The 17,538-nt window shown below is 70.4% G+C and carries 15 protein-coding genes and 1 pseudogene; 10 read left to right on the forward strand and 6 right to left on the reverse strand.

All coding sequences use genetic code 11. The annotated features are described in order from the left end of the window. The first annotated feature begins 78 nt into the window (after window positions 1-78). The 4 genes from ACZ5GP_RS27440 (at window position 79) to ACZ5GP_RS27455 (ending at window position 3,201) form a co-directional block, all read left to right on the forward strand. A complete protein-coding gene (locus tag ACZ5GP_RS27440; protein WP_468753353.1) occupies window positions 79-1,275 on the forward strand; it encodes a serine hydrolase domain-containing protein in 1,197 nt (398 codons plus the stop codon). A gap of 118 nt (window positions 1,276-1,393) precedes the next feature. Next, the gene (locus ACZ5GP_RS27445) at window positions 1,394-1,621 is read left to right on the forward strand and encodes a hypothetical protein (RefSeq protein WP_468753354.1); all 228 of its coding nucleotides are present in this window, start codon (window positions 1,394-1,396) and stop codon (window positions 1,619-1,621) included. 80 nt (window positions 1,622-1,701) lie between these two features. Further along, the gene (locus ACZ5GP_RS27450) at window positions 1,702-2,658 is read left to right on the forward strand and encodes a hypothetical protein (protein ID WP_468753355.1); all 957 of its coding nucleotides are present in this window, start codon (window positions 1,702-1,704) and stop codon (window positions 2,656-2,658) included. Window positions 2,659-2,820: 162 nt separating this feature from the next. Beyond that, entirely contained in the window at window positions 2,821-3,201 is a 381-nt protein-coding gene (locus ACZ5GP_RS27455; protein ID WP_468753356.1) for a VOC family protein, read from the forward strand. 75 nt (window positions 3,202-3,276) lie between these two features. Here ACZ5GP_RS27455 and acnA read toward each other — a convergent pair whose 3' ends face one another. From acnA to ACZ5GP_RS27470, 3 genes and pseudogenes are all read right to left on the reverse strand, one after another. Beyond that, window positions 3,277-5,991 (reverse strand): aconitate hydratase AcnA, encoded by a 2,715-nt coding sequence (gene acnA, locus ACZ5GP_RS27460; RefSeq protein WP_358580835.1) that lies wholly within the window; start codon window positions 5,989-5,991, stop codon window positions 3,277-3,279. Window positions 5,992-6,328: 337 nt separating this feature from the next. Beyond that, entirely contained in the window at window positions 6,329-7,237 is a 909-nt protein-coding gene (locus ACZ5GP_RS27465) for an aminoglycoside phosphotransferase family protein (protein ID WP_468753357.1), read from the reverse strand. A gap of 108 nt (window positions 7,238-7,345) precedes the next feature. Next, window positions 7,346-8,108: pseudogene (locus tag ACZ5GP_RS27470) on the reverse strand (phytanoyl-CoA dioxygenase family protein). A gap of 166 nt (window positions 8,109-8,274) precedes the next feature. On the opposite strand from ACZ5GP_RS27470, the gene ACZ5GP_RS27475 reads away from it, so the two are divergent. After that, window positions 8,275-8,694 carry an ASCH domain-containing protein gene (locus tag ACZ5GP_RS27475; RefSeq protein WP_468753358.1) on the forward strand — a complete coding sequence of 140 codons (420 nt, stop codon included), beginning with the start codon at window positions 8,275-8,277 and terminating at the stop codon, window positions 8,692-8,694. A gap of 271 nt (window positions 8,695-8,965) precedes the next feature. Here ACZ5GP_RS27475 and ACZ5GP_RS27480 read toward each other — a convergent pair whose 3' ends face one another. Then, entirely contained in the window at window positions 8,966-9,685 is a 720-nt protein-coding gene (locus ACZ5GP_RS27480; protein WP_468753359.1) for a helix-turn-helix domain-containing protein, read from the reverse strand. Between the two features lie 243 nt (window positions 9,686-9,928). Here ACZ5GP_RS27480 and ACZ5GP_RS27485 point away from each other — a divergent pair, with 243 nt between their 5' ends. The 3 genes from ACZ5GP_RS27485 to ACZ5GP_RS27495 are packed head-to-tail and all read left to right on the forward strand — an operon-like array spanning window position 9,929 to window position 12,354. Further along, complete coding sequence (locus ACZ5GP_RS27485; protein WP_468753360.1) at window positions 9,929-10,597, forward strand: DUF4097 family beta strand repeat-containing protein; 669 nt, start codon at window positions 9,929-9,931, stop codon at window positions 10,595-10,597. 12 nt (window positions 10,598-10,609) lie between these two features. Next, a complete protein-coding gene (locus ACZ5GP_RS27490) occupies window positions 10,610-11,566 on the forward strand; it encodes an ABC transporter ATP-binding protein (RefSeq protein ID WP_468753361.1) in 957 nt (318 codons plus the stop codon). Then, window positions 11,563-12,354 (forward strand): ABC transporter permease, encoded by a 792-nt coding sequence (locus tag ACZ5GP_RS27495; protein WP_468753362.1) that lies wholly within the window; start codon window positions 11,563-11,565, stop codon window positions 12,352-12,354. The genes ACZ5GP_RS27490 and ACZ5GP_RS27495 overlap by 4 nt, the downstream gene beginning before the upstream one ends. Window positions 12,355-12,405: 51 nt before the next feature. Here ACZ5GP_RS27495 and ACZ5GP_RS27500 read toward each other — a convergent pair whose 3' ends face one another. Next, window positions 12,406-13,677 (reverse strand): phosphatase PAP2 family protein, encoded by a 1,272-nt coding sequence (locus tag ACZ5GP_RS27500; RefSeq protein WP_468753433.1) that lies wholly within the window; start codon window positions 13,675-13,677, stop codon window positions 12,406-12,408. A 182-nt stretch (window positions 13,678-13,859) separates the two neighbouring features. Next, on the reverse strand, window positions 13,860-14,723 hold the full coding sequence (locus ACZ5GP_RS27505) for a class I SAM-dependent methyltransferase (RefSeq protein ID WP_468753363.1): 864 nt from the start codon (window positions 14,721-14,723) through the stop codon (window positions 13,860-13,862). An 85-nt stretch (window positions 14,724-14,808) separates the two neighbouring features. On the opposite strand from ACZ5GP_RS27505, the gene ACZ5GP_RS27510 reads away from it, so the two are divergent. Together ACZ5GP_RS27510 and ACZ5GP_RS27515 are read left to right on the forward strand one after the other, a co-directional pair. After that, the gene (locus tag ACZ5GP_RS27510; RefSeq protein ID WP_468753364.1) at window positions 14,809-15,405 is read left to right on the forward strand and encodes a TetR/AcrR family transcriptional regulator; all 597 of its coding nucleotides are present in this window, start codon (window positions 14,809-14,811) and stop codon (window positions 15,403-15,405) included. A 595-nt stretch (window positions 15,406-16,000) separates the two neighbouring features. Beyond that, window positions 16,001-17,530, forward strand: a complete 1,530-nt coding sequence (locus tag ACZ5GP_RS27515; protein WP_358580849.1) for a helix-turn-helix domain-containing protein — start codon at window positions 16,001-16,003, stop codon at window positions 17,528-17,530. The last annotated feature ends 8 nt before the right edge of the window (window positions 17,531-17,538 follow it).

Here is a 17,538-nt window from a genome sequence, read left to right on the forward strand (position 1 = left end):
CCCTCCCCATGGGTTAATTGATCTTGGGTCGAGCACCCTCTCCACCTCTCCACCTTCCAGCGATGCGAGGCAACCACCATGACCTACCGCCGAATTGCCCTGGGCCCGGTGACGGCGCTCGCCGTCGCGGCGACGCTGGCGATGCCGGCCACCGCCGCGTGGGCCGGCACCGAGCCCGGGGCGGCCGCCCGCGACGGCGCCGGGCACAGCCGGACGCAACTCCAGCGGGGGCTGGACGAGGTGGTCCGCGAGGACGGAGTCGTCGGTGCCGAGGCCACCGCCGTGGACGGACAACGCCGGGAGTACGTGCGCAGCGGGACCGCCGAACTCGGGACCGACCGGCCGGTGCCCCGCCAGGGGTACTTCCGGATGGGCAGCAACACCAAGACCTTCGTCTCCACCGTGGTGCTGCAACTGGCCGCCGAGGGCCGCCTGCGTCTGGACGACACCGTGGACCGGTGGCTGCCTGGCGTGGTCCAGGGCAATGGCCACGACGGCGGCCGGATCACCGTACGGCAGTTGCTCCAGCACACCAGCGGCCTGCCCGACTACGCGGCCAAGCTGCCCGTCCTGGACGAAGCGGCCTTCCAGCGGCACCGCTTCGACCACCACGAGCCGCGCGAGCTGGTCGACCTGGCCCTGCGGGAGCGGCCCCTCTTCGAGCCCGGCAAGGGCTGGAGCTACTCCAACACCGGTTACATATTGGCCGGGATGATCATCCAGAAGGCGACCGGTCACCACTGGAGCGAGGAGGTGCGGGCCCGGATCATCGAACCCCTCGGCCTGAAGCACACCTTCTCGCCGCGCGAGCGCACCGGCCTTCCGGCACCGCACGTCAAGGGTTACCACCAGTTCAAGGAAGGCGGCCGGTTGGTCGACAGCACGGAGATGAACATGAGCTGGGGCAGCTCGGCGGGCGACCTCATCACCACCGCGCCGGACCTGACGCGCTTCTGGCGGGCCCTGCTCGGCGGCGAGCTGCTCGAGCCCCGCCAGCTGAAGCAGATGCTCCGGACGGTGCCGGCTCCCTCCGAGGGAGACACGCGGGTCAGGAGGATGGGGCTCGGCATCTTCTGGACGCAGCTCGACTGCGGCGGCGGCTACTGGGGCCACGGAGGGACGACCCTCGGCCATCTGAACGCCAACGGCTTCCTCGACAAGGGCGACAAGGGGGCCATCGTGATGCGCTCCACCAACCGGTTCGCCGACGACCGCGACCAGCGTACCGATCAGCTCCTCGACGACACGTTGTGCGCGATGAAGCGGCGTTCCTGATCCGGATCAGGAGCCGGAGCAGGAGCAGGTGACCGGGGCAAGAGGCCGGGGCAGGTGACCGGGGCAGGCGAGCTGAGGCCGTTTGGCCGAGAAATCGAACATGCGCTCTAATCGAGCCATGAACAGCGACGCTTTCCCTCCGGACCTCCTGGAGGCCCAGACCGCCTGGTACACCACGTACGAACAGCTCGCCGCCACGGCGGCCCACGGATCGGCCGCGCACCGCAGACGACTGCTGCGCCTGTCCCGGCTGATCGCCTCCCACGCCTACTGGGAGACACCGGAGGGAACGCCGGCCGCACGAGTGGCCCTCAAGGAACTCGCGCGCGTCAAGGCTCGGCCGTGACACCCGCCGGGGGCCGACCCGGGAGCGGGCCCCGCCGCTTTGAGGAACCGAGGAGGCCGAGCGCCTTCGAGGAGTGCGACGTGGCGGCGGAGCCGGACATCCGGATGAACTCGTCTCTCCGGGCCGAGATCAACCTGCGGTGCCCCGCCGACGGCCGCGCCTACCGGGAGCTGACGGAGAGCTGGTTCACCCGTGCCGTGACCGCTTTCGCGGGGCCGCTCGGCGAGGGCTTCCACCACGGCCTCGACCTCACGGAGCCGGCCCTGTACACCGATGGCGACGGCCCTCTCGGAGCGCCGGGGACCCTCTGGGCCGACTTCGTCTACTACAGGGCCGTCCGGGGCCGGGCCGGACTGGTGCAGACCCACTGGTCGCCCAGGAATTGGCAGCGGTTCCGCGAAGAGCTGGAGAACCGTCCCGCCGACGCGCAGCTGGAGCTGTCCCTTCTCGGGCCCGACGGCCGGCCCGACAAGCCGTGGCTGGCCATCTCGGTGAAGCGGGAGGAGCAGGCGCCGGACGTCGTCTCCCTGGTCGCCATCCGCACGACGGAGGAGTTCCAGGATCCGGCGACGGTGGAGGAGGCGCAGAGGCGCTGGGAGTCCTCCTTCCGGTCCTTCGTCGAGAGGTGCGACACCGTGTTGTACGCCAACATCGCGGACGACTCCGAGCACACCACGGGCCGCACGGCCCTGGAGGACGGCCTGGGCCTGCTCCTTGAGGAGACGCTTCCCGAGCTCGGCTCCACGCTGCGCGGGTACGCGTGGGTCACCGTCTGCTCCCCCGGCGTCACCGCCGCGCTGGGCGGCGTCCCCGCGCTCCGGGCGAGCGGAGCCTTCGCCGAGGTCGCCGCACTCCCCGGCGGCGGGGCCTGGCTCAAGGCGACCGACCGCGTCCTCGCCTACACGGACTCCCGCGTGCGGGCGGTCTTCCGGGCCCTCTCGCCCGCGCTCCCCCCGGGCAAGCCGGTCCCGTCCCTGACGGGGGAGACGCCCCGGCTGGCATTCCGGGACCCCGACGACCTGACGGACGCCACCTGAGCGTGTCCGCGTCCGTGTCGGTGTCCGCGTCGGCGCCGGGCCGCGGGAAGCCGCTCTCGACAGCGCGATGCTCCCGTGCCTAAGATCCACGGCGACATCGCGTGTCGGTCACCGGCCGGGTGAGGCATGGAGGTGTCAGGAGATGCCTGTTGGAGGCATTCCTTGTCGGTCGAGCTGAATCACACGATCGTCCACGCCCGGGACAACCGGGAGTCCGCCGAGTTCCTCGCGGACCTGCTGGGCCTTGAGATCACCGCGGAGTGGGGCCCGTTCGTCGCGGTGGCCCTGGGCAACGGAGTCACCCTGGACTTCGCCGCCGTCCCCGCCGAGCACATCACCCCGCAGCACTACGCGTTCCTCGTCTCCGATGCGGAGTTCGACGCCGCCTACGAGAAGATCGCCGCGCGCGGCGTACGGCACTGGGCCGACCCGCACCAGAGGCAGCCGGGCGAGATCAACCGCAATGACGGCGGCAAAGGGGTCTACTTCCTCGACCCGGCGGGTCATGCCATGGAACTGATCACGGTCCCGTACGGCGGCTAGCCGCTCCCGCAGAGCCCGAGGGCCGCACCCCGCGTACAAGGCGGGGTGCGGCCCTCGGTCACTGCTTGCGCAGACCTACTTGCGGATCAGGCTGCGGAGCACGTACTGCATGATGCCGCCGTTGCGGTAGTAGTCCGCCTCGCCGGGCGTGTCGATGCGGACGACCGCGTCGAACTCGACACCGGTGTCGGTGGTGACCTTGACCGTGCGGGGGGTCGTGCCGTTGTTCAGCTCGGTGACGCCGGAGAAGGAGAAGGTCTCCTCACCGGTCAGGCCGAGGGAGGAGGCCGACTGGCCCTCCGGGTACTGGAGCGGCAGGACGCCCATGCCGATGAGGTTCGAGCGGTGGATGCGCTCGTAGGACTCGGCGATGACGGCCTTGACGCCGAGGAGCGCGGTGCCCTTGGCGGCCCAGTCGCGGGACGAGCCGGAGCCGTACTCCTTGCCCGCGAGGACGACGAGCGGGATGCCCTGCTCGATGTAGTTGCGCGAGGCGTCGTAGATGAACGAGACCGGCGCGTCCTCCTGCGTGAAGTCACGCGTGAAGCCGCCCTCGGTGCCCGGCGCGATCTGGTTGCGCAGGCGGATGTTGGCGAACGTGCCGCGGATCATGACCTCGTGGTTGCCTCGGCGCGAGCCGTAGGAGTTGAAGTCGCGGCGCTGCACGCCGTGCTCCGTGAGGTACTTGCCGGCCGGGGTGTCGGCCTTGATCGCACCGGCCGGGGAGATGTGGTCGGTGGTGACCGAGTCGCCCAGCTTGGCGAGGACGCGGGCGCCCGTGATGTCGGAGACCGGGGTGGTCTCCATCGTCATGCCCTCGAAGTACGGGGGCTTGCGGACGTACGTCGACTCGGTGTCCCACTCGAAGGTGTTGCCGGTCGGGATCGACAGCGCCTGCCACTGGGCGTCGCCCGCGAAGACGTCCTGGTAGGACTTGTTGAACATGTCCTCGCCGATGGAGTTGGCGACGACGTCGTTGACCTCGGCCTCGGAGGGCCAGATGTCCTTGAGGTAGACCGGGTTGCCGTCCTGGTCGGCGCCCAGGGCCTCGGTCGTGATGTCGATCTTCATCGAGCCGGCCAGGGCGTACGCGACGACCAGCGGCGGGGACGCCAGGTAGTTCATCTTGACGTCGGGGTTGATGCGGCCCTCGAAGTTCCGGTTGCCGGAGAGGACGGACGTCACGGCCAGGTCGTGGTCGTTGATCGCCTTGGAGACCTCGTCGGGCAGCGGGCCCGAGTTGCCGATGCAGGTGGTGCAGCCGTAGCCGACGAGGTTGAAGCCGACCTTGTCGAGGTAGGGGGTGAGCCCCGCCTTGTCGAAGTAGTCGGTGACGACCTTCGAACCGGGCGCGAGGGTGGTCTTGACCCACGGCTTGCGGGTCAGGCCCTTCTCGACGGCCTTCTTCGCGACGAGCGCGGCGGCGACCATCACGTACGGGTTCGAGGTGTTGGTGCAGGAGGTGATCGCGGCGACGGTGACGGCGCCGTGGTCCAGCTCGTACGTCGAGCCGTCGGGGGCGGTCACGAGGACCGGGTTCGACGGGACGCCGTTCGTGGTGGCCGGGGCGTCGGAGGCCGGGAAGGACTCCTTGCCCGCCTCGTCCACGCCGTCGACGTAGTTGCGCACGTCGCTCTTGAACTGCTCGGCGGCGTTCGCGAGGACGATGCGGTCCTGCGGACGCTTGGGGCCGGCGATGGAGGGGACGACCGTGGAGAGGTCCAGCTCCAGCTTCTCGGAGAAGTCGGGCTCGGCGGCCGGGTCCAGCCAGAGGCCCTGCTCCTTGGCGTACGCCTCGACCAGCGCGACCTGCTGCTCGTCGCGGCCCGTCAGCTTCAGGTACTTCAGCGTCTCGTCGTCGATCGGGAAGATCGCGGCGGTGGAGCCGAACTCCGGCGACATGTTGCCGATGGTGGCGCGGTTCGCGAGGGAGGTGGCGGCGACGCCCTCACCGTAGAACTCGACGAACTTGCCGACGACGCCGTGCTTGCGCAGCATCTCGGTGATGGTGAGGACGAGGTCCGTGGCGGTGGTGCCCGGCTTCAGCTCACCGGTCAGCTTGAAGCCGACGACGCGCGGGATGAGCATCGAGACGGGCTGGCCCAGCATCGCGGCCTCGGCCTCGATGCCGCCGACGCCCCAGCCGAGGACGCCCAGGCCGTTGACCATCGTGGTGTGCGAGTCGGTGCCGACGAGCGTGTCGGGGTACGCCTGGCCGTTTCGGACCATGACCGTGCGGGCCAGGTGCTCGATGTTGACCTGGTGGACGATGCCGGTGCCCGGGGGGACGACCTTGAACTCGTCGAAGGCGGTCTGGCCCCAGCGCAGGAACTGGTAGCGCTCCTTGTTGCGGCCGTACTCCAGCTCCACGTTCTGGCCGAAGGCCTCCGCCGTGCCGAACTTGTCGGCGATCACGGAGTGGTCGATGACCAGCTCGGCCGGGGCCAGCGGGTTGATCTTCGCCGGGTCGCCGCCGAGCTCCTTCACGGCCTCACGCATCGTGGCGAGGTCCACCACGCACGGGACGCCGGTGAAGTCCTGCATGATCACGCGGGCCGGCGTGAACTGGATCTCCTGCGACGGCTGCGCCTGGGAGTCCCAGCTGCCGAGCGCACGGATGTGGTCGGCGGTGATGTTCGCGCCGTCCTCGGTGCGGAGCAGGTTCTCAAGGAGGACCTTCAGGCTGTAAGGGAGCCGTGCGGAGCCCTCGACCTTGTCCAGCTTGAAGATCTCGTACGACTCGTCGCCCACGCGCAGCGTGCTGCGGGCGTCGAAGCTGTTCGCCGACACGACAGTCTCCTTCAATTTTTGTGCGCGTTCCAGCACATCCTGCCGCCACGACCCCTCGTCGATCCGCTAAGGTAAGGCTTAGTTAGGTAACCCTTACCGGCTGGTGGCTTCTGGTGCGCCTCGGCAGATATCTCGATGTCGAGATAACTCTAGTACATGCCCTGCCGTGACGACGAGGCGCGCTGGGTTCGCTGTCAAACGCCTCGATGGGATGACAGCGGGCGGTCAGCGTACGGAGCCGTGCGTCGAGCTGCCGCAGGGGGGTGCGTACGTGGATGCTCTGTGCGCGTGTCGGCGGCGCCTGTGCCTGAGCCGTCCTCTCCGACCCGGCCGACGATCAGGGCGACGCCACGTCGTCGACTGTCGACTCCAGAATGCGGTCGAGTGTCCGGCGCCCCGTTCGGCTCATCGCCGGATTGCTCTCGACGTAGTACCAGACGAGCCCCATCGCCTGTTCGAACGCCCATGCCTTGCCGCGCTCCCACTCCAGGTCGTCACAGCCCAGTGTCCGCCGGAGCACTTCGCGTGGGCCCGGCCGCAGAAGGTGCCAGGCGCCGACCAGATCCAGCGCGGGGTCGGCCGGGCCGAATCCGCCGGTGTCGAGGACGCCGCCGAGCCGGTCTCCCGCGACGAGTACATTGCCGGGAATGAGGTCGCCGTGGCTCATCACGTCGGCGCTCGTGCGCGGCAACGCCCGGAAGCGGCTCCACAGGCGGCGCAGCCGGGGCACGTCGAGCAGCTCCTGGCTCTCCTCGAAGCACTTCTCCATCCAGGCGTCGTGGTCGGCGAGGACACCGCCGCGATGGTCACCGCTGAAGACCCGACCCCGCGTCTCGGCTTGCCGCAGGGCCGCGATGAAGGCCGCAAGGTCCTCGGCGAAAGCCTCCGACCCACTCGGGTCGGCGTCGAAGGCGACCGTTCCCGGCAGCCACGTCTGGACCGACCACGGCATGGGATAGCCCGCTCCAGGCTTTCCCAGGGCGACGGGTTCCGGAACGGGAAACCGGGACACCTGTGCCAGCTCCGCGCTCGCCCGGGCTTCCCGTTCCAGAACCGCCAGCGCCTCGGCGGGATCGGTCAGACGCAGCGGGAAACGCGCGGAGAGGTCGTCCCCGATACGGAAGATGGCGTGGACCGTCCCGGTCGACGACAGGCGCCGGATCGGCTTGCCGCTCCACTGAGGGAACTGTTCCTGGATCAAGGTCGCCACGATGCCGGTGATCACGTCCACTTGGTCATCGTGCATGGTCAATCTCGATCCACAGAGGCGGGCATCGCCGGAGAGCGATCGTTTGCGATCGAACCTAGTCGCTCAGGGTCAGGGCATCGCAAGCGATTAACTGCGCGCCCTCCACTACCGGGCTGCGTGATGGCCCGCACGATCGGTGCCGTCCCCGTCGAGGCCGGGGATGTCCTTTCCCAGGCCCCGCCGGATCGCTGTCTCCACGGGTGCGTACGCGCCGTCCGCCCGCTCCAGGTCGTACGGTGCCGCCGGCATCAGCGGTGGCTGGGCCATGAAGCGCGGCCGCAGCCCATGGTGCGGTTGTGCCGCGTGCACCAGGAACGGATGGCACAGGAAGACATCGCCCGGGGACCCGGTGGCAAGGACGAGGGGCCGGTGATCGGACGCCGCCACCAGCTCGGGCGCGAGGGCCGGCCCGCTCGCCCCGTCCTCCCCGTACTTCGCCAGCACCTGCGGCACATCGAGGTGCGAGCCGACCCGGATCCGGGTCGGGGCGTCCTCCTCACCGACCTCGCTGAACAGGAACAGCATCAGCAGCGTCCGGCCCCGGGAGCGCAGATTGGTGAAGTACCAGCTCTCGCCCTCCGGCAGACAGCTCCCCTCGATGTGCCAGCCCGCGTCGTCCGGCTCCGCCTCGTGCGGGAAGCGCAGCGGGAACGTGCCCAGCGAGTAGCGCGGCTCCCAGCGTCCCGGGCCGACGAGCAGGTCGTACGCGCGGTGCAGCGACGGGGAGTTGGGCGCGGCGGCGAACGGCCCCTCCGCCATGCCGCCCACCCAGTGCACGGGCCGCGTCCATGTCGCCCGGTGCGACGGCGCCCTCCAACTTCACGTAGCCGTCGCGGAGAAAACGGGATACCAGGGTCGTGTCATCCATGCCCTCATCGTGCGGCGACCCCGACTCGATCACCCGACATTCCCCGCACCACCTTTGCCGGGTGCGCACCGGAGGGCGGTCTGCCCCTCGCTACGCCCTATCCGGAGCGCCGGAAAGGGTGAAAAGGCGTGGGTCTTCAGGCCGCAGGCTCGGTAGCTTGCACCGCATGAACCTTGATGAGCTTCCCACGGCGGAGTTCGCGTTCCCCGGGCCGCTGCGGGACCAGTTGGTCGCCGCGATCCTGTCCGGTGCCAAGACCACTACCTCCGGGCTGGTACTGGAATACGAGCGAGAGAACGAGCCGTTGCCGGAAGTCGGCCAGCGGTCGGCCGTGATCGACTCCGACGGGCGGCGGGTAGCAGTGATCGAACTGACCGAACTCCGGGTGATCCGACTCGCCGACGTAGACCTGCGACATGCCCTCGACGAGGGTGAAGGCCACACATCGGTGGCCGAGTGGCGGGCTGGGCACGAGAGGTTCTGGCACAGCGCGGAGATGCGCGCGGAACTGGGTGACCCCGATTTCACCGTCGATGACGACACCCAGGTGCTGGCCCAGCGCTTCCGGCTGCTGCACACGGCCTGAGCCGGAACAGCGGCTTCACCTCGTGGTTTCGGTGCGAAGACCGTCGGCGCCCGCGGGCCGGGCCGCGCTCGATCGCGTCTTGAGTGGCGATTCGGTGCGGTGAATTGGCTCCGCCCGCCACGACGTGCGTACGACCTGCGCACGGTCACCGACGCCGCGCGCGCCGGACGGGGCGCGGCCGCCGCGTCGACACCGGGTCAGGCGACACCGGGTCATGCGTGGACCTCGACGGTGACGCTGCGGAGCGGGGAGTGGGGTGCGGGCCTGCGCCTCATCCTCCCCCCTGCCTGTCGGAGAGGATCTCGCGTGCCTGCTCGGCGGCGCGCGTCATGCTCTCGCCCACGAAGTCCATGAAGCGGGCGATGTTCTCCAGGCGGACGGCCGCCGGAGCCCGGGGGCCGAACAGGTTGGCGCCCTGGCGCGCGGTCTCGGCGAAGCGGGCGTGGGACGCGGCGGCGGCGACCATGCCCTGGTACCAGACGTCGTTGTCGACGACATAGCGCTCGCGGCGGCCCTCCTCGCGATCCCGGCGGATGAGGCCCTGCCTCTCCAGGAACCCGACCGCCTTGGAGACGGACGCCGCGCTGACCTGGAGGCGCCGGACGAGTTCGGACGCGGTCATGCTTCCCTCGTCGGTCGTGTAGAGGCAGGTCAGCACCCGGGCCATCATCTTGGGCAGACCGGACTGCATGAGGAGCGTCGTGAACGTCTCCTCGTACTCGAGCACGGCTCCTTCGTCGCGTTCGTCGCCCCGTGGGGCCGCCTGCGGCGCCCCCGGCTCGGGCTGGGCGCGCCGGTGGGCGCGGCGCTCGGTGGCGCGGTGGGCCAGGTCCGCACGGTAGCCGGTGGGGCCGCCGTTGCGCATGACCTCGCGCGTGACCGTCGAGGTGGGGCGGTCCAGGCGTCGGGCGATCTCCGCGTACGCGAGCCCATCGGCCAGCCCCAGCGCGATCTGCTGACGCTCTTGCTGCGTGAGCCTGCCTCCCGGCATCGCGGCCTCCCTCATGTGTGTCGCACGTCGTATGCCCTGTCCCTGATGTCGCCAGCATAGCGTTCACTCTTCGTCATTGCAACGCACAGGAAGGTTGTCGTTGCATTAGATTCTTCTTCATTGCAATGATTGGCGCTATCTGGCCTGCACAAATACATTTCTAGTGCAACATTGCCGTTGCCCAACAGGTGAATGCAACGTAGCGTTCACGGCATCAGAAACAACGAGCCCACGGAGCACACCATGCAGAAGTTCGACACCGCCGCCCCGGTCTCCGCCCTTGTCGACATCCCCGCCGGACACATCCGGTTCATCGCCGCCGACCGGGCCGACACCACCGTCGAGGTGCTGCCGGTGGACGCCTCGAAGAGCCGCGACGTGACGGTGGCCGAGCAGACCTCCGTCGTGTACGCCGACGGGGTCCTGCGCATCGAGACCGCGCCGGTGAAGAACCGGGTGCTCGGCGCCGCCGGTTCCATCGAGGTGACCGTCCAGCTGCCGGCCGGCTCCCGCGTCGAGGCGAAGGCGGCAAGCGCCGACTTCCGGGGCGTCGGACGGCTCGGCGACGTCACCTTCGAGTGCGCCCAGGCCTCGGTCAAGCTGGACGAGGCCGCGGGCGCCCGCCTCACCCTCGCTGCCGGTGACATCACGGTCGGCCGGCTGAACGACTCCGCCGAGATCCGCACCCAGAAGGGCGACATCCGGATCGCCGAGGCCGTGCGCGGCACGGTCACCCTGCGCACCGAGGCCGGCGAGATCTCCGTCGGTGCCACGCGCGGAGCCTGCGCCTCGCTGGACGCCGGCACCGCCTACGGCCGGGTCCACAACGCCCTCCAGAACGCGGGCGGCGCCGTCGACCTGCACATCCACGCCACCACCGCCTACGGCGACATCGTCGCCCGCAGCCTCTGAGGAGCCCCCGTCATGACGAATCCGGCCATCGCGGCAAGCGGACTGCGCAAGTCCTACGGCGACAAGACGGTGCTCGACGGCATCGATCTGACCGTCCCCGAAGGAACGATCTTCTCCCTGCTCGGACCGAACGGCGCGGGCAAGACCACCGCCGTCAAGATCCTCTCCACCCTCGTCTCCGCCGACGCCGGCACCCTCCACGTCGGCGGCCACGATCTCGCCACCGACCCCCAGGCCGTCCGCGGCGCGATCGGTGTCACCGGCCAGTTCTCCGCCGTCGACGGCCTGATCACCGGTGAGGAGAACATGCTCCTCATGGCGGACCTGCACCACCTCCCCCGCGAGGAGGGGCGGCGCACCGCCGCCGAGCTCCTGCGCCGCTTCGATCTGCACGAGGCCGCCAAGAAGCCCGCCTCCACCTACTCCGGCGGCATGAAACGGCGCCTGGACATCGCCATGACCCTCGTCGGCGACCCGCGGATCATCTTCCTCGACGAGCCCACCACCGGCCTCGACCCGCGCAGCCGGCACACCATGTGGCAGATCATCCGCGACCTCGTCACCGGCGGCGTCACCGTCTTCCTCACCACGCAGTACCTGGAGGAAGCCGACGAGCTGGCCGACCGCATCGCCGTCCTGCACGGCGGCAGGATCGCCGCGCAGGGCACCGCCGAGGAACTCAAGCGGCTCGTCCCCGGCGGGCACGTGCGCCTGCGCTTCACCGACCCCGCCGTCTACCACTCGGCCGCCCGGGCCCTGGACGACAGCGTCCGCGACGACGAGGCGCTCACCCTCCAGGTCCCCGGCGACGGCAGCCAGCGCCGGCTGCGCGCCCTCCTCGACCGCCTGGACGCGGCGGGCATCGAGGCCGACGAGCTGACCGTGCACACCCCCGACCTCGACGACGTCTTCTTCGCCCTCACCAGCACCGAGACCGACACCGACACGTCCCAGGAGATGGCCCGATGAGCTCCCTGTCCCTCGCCGTGCGCGACTCGACGACCATGCTGCGCCGCAACCTCCTGCACGCCCGGCGCTATCCGTCCCTCACGCTGAACCTGCTGCTGACGCCGATCATGCTGTTGCTGCTCTTCGTCTACATCTTCGGCGACGCGATGAGTTCGACCCTCGGCAGCGGCGGCCCCGACCGCTCCGCGTACATCGCCTACGTCCTGCCGGGGTTGCTGCTGATGACCGTCGGCAGCACCGTCGTCGGCACCGCGGTGTCCGTCTGCAACGACATGACCGAGGGCATCATCGCCCGGTTCCGGACGATGGCGATCCACCGTCCCTCGGTGCTGATAGGACACGTCGTGGGCAGCGTCCTGCAGTCGGTCATGGCCGTGATCCTGGTGGGCGCGGTCGGCGTGGCCATCGGCTTCCGCTCGACGGACGCGACGGCGCTGGAGTGGCTCGCGGCGTTCGGGCTGCTCGTGCTCTTCTCCACCGCGCTCACCTGGATCGCGGTCGGCATGGGCCTGGTCAGCCCGAACGCCGAGGCGGCCGGCAACAACGCGATGCCGCTGATCCTGCTGCCGCTCCTGTCCAGCGCCTTCACCCCGGTCGACGCCATGCCGGGGTGGTTCCGGCCGATCGCCGAGTACCAGCCGTTCACCCCCGCCATCGAGACCCTGCGGGGCCTGCTGCTCGGCAGCGGGATCGGCCACCACGGATGGCTCGCCCTCGGCTGGTGCCTGGCGCTCACGGCGCTCGGTTACGTCTGGTCGACCTCGACGTTCAACCGTGACCCGAAGTAGCCGCCGTGCCGACGTGGGGGCCGCCCGGTGCCTCAGACCAGTCCCGGTGCCTCAGACCAGTTCGGGCTGGGGCTCCAGGGGTTTGGCCGGTACGGGCTTGGGCTCCCACAGCCGGGTGGTCCGCTGGTAGCCGTAGACGACCGAGGCCATCGCCAGCACGAGCAGGGGACCGAACAACCACGGGTAGCGGGCCATCTCCATCGGCAGGTAGCGGTACGACGTCAGGAGCAGCGTGAACACCACCGTGCCGTAGGCGACCAGTTGGACGGCCCGGCGGTCCCAGCCCCGGTCGACCGCGCGCAGCGCCGCGTCGATGGTGAACGCGAAGACCACACCGGCGATGATGTCCGCGCCGTAGTGGTATCCGAAGCCCAGCGTGGCGCCGAGGGTGGCGATCAGCCAGAAGGTGCCCGCGTAGCGCAGCAGCCTCGGTCCCTTGCGGGAGTGAATGAAGATCGTCGTGGCCCACGCCGTGTGCAGACTGGGCATGCAGTTGCGGGGGGTGACCTCGTCGAAGGGCATGTGCTGCGGGGTGACGAGCGGGGTCGGGGTGTTCGGCCACAGGTGCGCCACCGCGTACTGCCCGCCGTCGGCGCCGTAGGCGAAGATCGGACCGACCACCGGATAGATCATGTAGATGCCCGGCCCGAGCAGCCCGATGACGAGGAACGTGCGCACCAGGTGGTGGCCCGGGAAGCGGCGCTCGGTCGACACGTTGCGCAGCTGGTACAGGGCGACGATGACGGCGGCCACCGCGAGCTGGATGTAGACGTAGTCGAGCACGTGCTCGCCGACGGTGCCGGTGGCCCGGACCATCCGGCCCACCACCCACGACGGATTGCCCAGCGCGTGGTCGGCGGTCGCCACGTACTGGTCGAGCACCGTGGGGCGGGTCTTCCAGGTGATCAGCAGCCAGATGTCACCGGTCTTGCGGCCGGCCACCAGCAGCAGGCCGAGGCCCACGCCCTTGAGCAGCAGCAGCCGTTCCTTGCCGGTGCGGCGCGTGAGGGCGATGACCCCGTAGGCCAGGAGCACCCACAGGGCGCCGTTGCCGAACATCATCTTGGCGTCGACCGCCCACCGCACCAGGAAGAAGACGATGTCGATGCCGACCGCCGCGCCCATCGCGATGAACCGCTGCCGCCAGGTGAGCACCACCATCATCAACGCCATGCCGGCGTAGAGCAGCGGCCCCGACTTGGGCGCGAAGACGACCTCGCGTGCCTGGTTGGTGATCGGCCCCGACACTCCGTAGCCGCGTGCGGCGATCTCCAGCGCGATGAGGAAACCGAGGGCCACCACACCCGCCGTGGCCCAAAGGATCACCCGTGGCCGACGCCAGGCGGGGACCTGATCTGGGGACTTTGTTCGCGAAAACGCCCGCGGTGCTCTAGATATCAATTGTTTGGCCGATTTGTTAGACGTCAGCGGTGAGTCCGAGCATGCTATCCGAGGGACGCGGGCGGGTTCCGCCGGTCGGGTACGGGCGTTGACGTCCGGGCCGTTCACGCGGACCGGGTGCGCCGGGCGGTGACCGTGATCGTGGCGTAGCGGGCGGTGAAGCGGCCGCCCATCGCGTCGATGGCCGCGCCGACGCTCTCAAGGACCAGGGCCCGTCGGGCCGGTGGAACGCGGGTGAGGGTTCCCTGCGTCGGCAGTTGGTCAAGCCAGTCGTCCCGGGGGTAGGTCCACTCCCAGTCGTCGCGCCACCGCTCGGGGGCGTCGAAGCGGCCGGTGTGCGCGATGCCGTCGGCGGCCTTGGCGAACAGCGGCTCGTAGCCGTCCAGGGCGCGGGCCGGCGCCGCCCGGAGGTCGAAGGGGGCGTCGGGCAGGGCCCGCTCGTACGCCTCGGCGAACGCCTCCGTCACGGCCGACGGCAGTTCGGGCACGTTCCAGAAGGCGGCGAAGCGCCCGCCGGGGCGCAGCACCCGCGCCGCCTTGGCCGCGCCCGCTACGGGATCGACCCAGTGCCAGGCCTGCCCCGCGACGACCGCGTCGAACTCCCGGCCGGCCGGCTCCCAGGCCTCGAAGGCGGCGATGTCGACCTCGGTCCCGAGCCGCCGTGCCGTCCGCGCCATCCTCGCGTCGGGCTCCACCCCCAGCACGGTGCAGCCGGCCGCGCCGAACTGGCGGGCGGCGATGCCGGTGCCGCAGCCGACGTCCAGGACGTGCGTCCCGGCGGCGGCGAGGCGGGACACCAGGGCCTCGGGGTAGCGGGGGCGGGCCCGGTCGTAGCGGTCGGCGTCCGAGCCGAAGGACTCGGCCAGGTGCCGGTGGCGGTGCGGGGCGGGGGCGGGCGGTGTCCCGTGCGGGGCGCCGTCGGGCGTGGGCCGTTGTGCGTGCGGGTCGCTCCCGGAGATAGTGGGCATGCGCCCACCCTGGTGGGCATGCGCCCACTCGTCAACCGGCCGGGCGGATTCGCGAGCGAGAGCACGAGAGAAGAGGGGTGCGCCCGTGCCGACAGGGGTGGCCATCCGGGATGTACGCGAGCAGCTCTTCCGGGCCGCCGAGCGCGTGTTGCTGCGCGCGGGGCCGAACGCGTTGACCAGCAGGGCGGTCACCGCGGAGGCGGGCTGCGCGAAGGGCGTCCTGCACCGGCACTTCGCCGACTTCGACGCCTTCCTCGTGGACCTCGTGCGCGACCGCGTCGCGGGGCTCGACGCCCGGAGCGCGGCGCTGCGGGGGGCCGCCGGGACGGGCACCGTCGCCGGGAACGTCCGCGAGGCGCTCAGCGACCTCTTCGAGTCGGTCGCCCTCGCGATCGTCGGCCTCATCACCTCCCGCGACGTCCTGCGCGCGCGGTTGCGCGCGACGTCACCGACCGGTGTGCCCCTTCTTACGGAGGCCGCGGCGATGCTCGCCGCCTACTTGGACGCGGAGCGCGAGGTGGGCCGCCTCGCGGACGACGCCGACACGGACACCCTCGCGCTCACGCTCATCGGCGCCGGCCATCTGCTCTTCGTCGGCCGGGAGGGCGTCCCTCCGGACGCCGACGCCGTGCACAAGGTCGTGGCCGGAGTGCTCGCGGGGGTCGTACGGGAGGCGGCGTAGGAGTCGGCGGGGGGCAGGAGGCCCGCTTGGCGGACGCCGTCGGAACGAGTCGTCAGGGCGACGGGGAAATCGGCGTGCGTGGGTGGCTTGGACTGGCCGGTCGGTTCTCTCCGTGGTGCGTACGGATGCGTAGTGCTGTCGACCGCGTGAGCCCGGGCGGCGACGGCGGCCCGCCCGGTGCGCGCGGAAGGTCTCGGGCATACGTCGCCCCTGCTCATGCACGCTTCGGGTGCGGTACGCCCATGCCGTGCCGCCCCTGTCACCGATAACGGGAAGCGGGGCGGGGCGGCTGATCTCGTGCCGCTCGACCGCGATGTGACGCGGTGTCGGTGGCCGATCTCAGTCCCGCCGAAGTGCGCCCCGCGCCCACCGGAGGCACAGTGGTGCATGACGCGCGGCCATCGGCAGGACGCGCGGCCGCCGCCCGGGTGACGCGGGCGGCGGCCGGGCTCCGGTGCCCACGGCGGGCGCGTCGGCGGTCGGCTTCGTGCGGCCGGGTGAACTCCCCTACGGGGAAAGGTCGCCCGGAAGGCCGCTCCCCGGATGGCCCACCCCAGCGCGCAGTTCATCTCATATCTGAGATAACCTGCCACACATGGCAGACGACTACCTCGTACGCATCGGCAAGCTCATCCGTGACGCACGGCAGCACAGGGGCTGGACACAGACGCAGCTCGCCGAAGCGCTCAGCACCAGCCAGAGCGCCGTGAACCGCATCGAGCGGGGCAACCAGAACATCAGCCTTGAGATGATCGCCCGCATCGGCGAGGCGCTCGACAGCGAGATCGTGTCGCTCGGCTACGCCGGGCCCATGCACCTGCGGGTGGTCGGCGGCCGCCGGCTCTCCGGTGCCATCGACGTCAAGACGAGCAAGAACGCGTGCGTGGCGCTGCTCTGCGCGTCCCTGCTCAACAAGGGGCGCACGGTGCTGCGCCGCGTCGCCCGCATCGAGGAGGTCTACCGCCTCCTGGAGGTGCTCAACTCCATCGGCGTACGCACCCGTTGGATCAACGACGGCGTCGACCTGGAGATCGTGCCGCCCGCGAAGCTGGAGATGGACGCCATCGACGCGGAGGCCGCGCGCCGCACCCGCTCGATCATCATGTTCCTCGGCCCGCTGTTGCACCGCATGGACCGCTTCAAACTGCCGTACGCGGGCGGCTGCGACCTGGGCACCCGCACGATCGAGCCGCACATGATCGCGCTGCGCCGCTTCGGTCTCGACATCGCGGCGACCGAGGGGCTGTACCACGCGGAGGTGGCCCGCGACGTCTGCCCCGACCGCCCCATCGTGCTGACCGAGCGCGGGGACACCGTCACCGAGAACGCTCTGCTGGCCGCGGCCCGCAGCGCCGGCACGACCGTCATCCGCAACGCCTCCTCGAACTACATGGTCCAGGACCTGTGCTTCTTCCTGGAGGCGCTCGGCGTCGAGGTCGAGGGCATCGGCACGACGACGCTGACCGTGCACGGCGTGCCGACCATCGACGTGGACGTCGACTACTCCCCCTCCGAGGACCCGGTCGAGGCGATGAGCCTGCTCGCCGCCGCCGTCGTCACGGAGTCCGAGCTGACGGTGCGCCGGGTGCCGATCGAGTTCCTGGAGATCGAGCTGGCGGTCCTGGAGGAGATGGGCCTGGACCACGACCGCACGGCGGAGTACTCCGCCGACAACGGCCGCACCCGTCTGATCGACCTCACGGTCCGCCCCTCCAAGCTGGAGGCGCCGATCGACAAGATCCACCCGATGCCGTTCCCGGGCCTGAACATCGACAACGTCCCCTTCTTCGCGGCCATCGCGGCGGCGGCCCAGGGCAAGACGCTGATCCACGACTGGGTCTACGACAACCGCGCGATCTACCTCACGGACCTCAACCGCCTCGGCGGCCGCCTCCAACTCCTCGACCCGCACCGCGTCCTGGTCGAGGGCCCCACCCGCTGGCGCGCCGCCGAGATGATGTGCCCCCCGGCCCTGCGCCCCGCGGTGGTCGTCCTCCTCGCCATGATGGCGGCCGAGGGCACATCGGTGCTGCGCAACGTCTACGTCATCAACCGCGGCTACGAGGACCTGGCGGAGCGCCTGAACTCCGTCGGGGCGCAGATCGAGACGTTCCGGGACATCTGACCGGGACA

This window comes from Streptomyces sp. NPDC031466 (genome assembly GCF_055581265.1).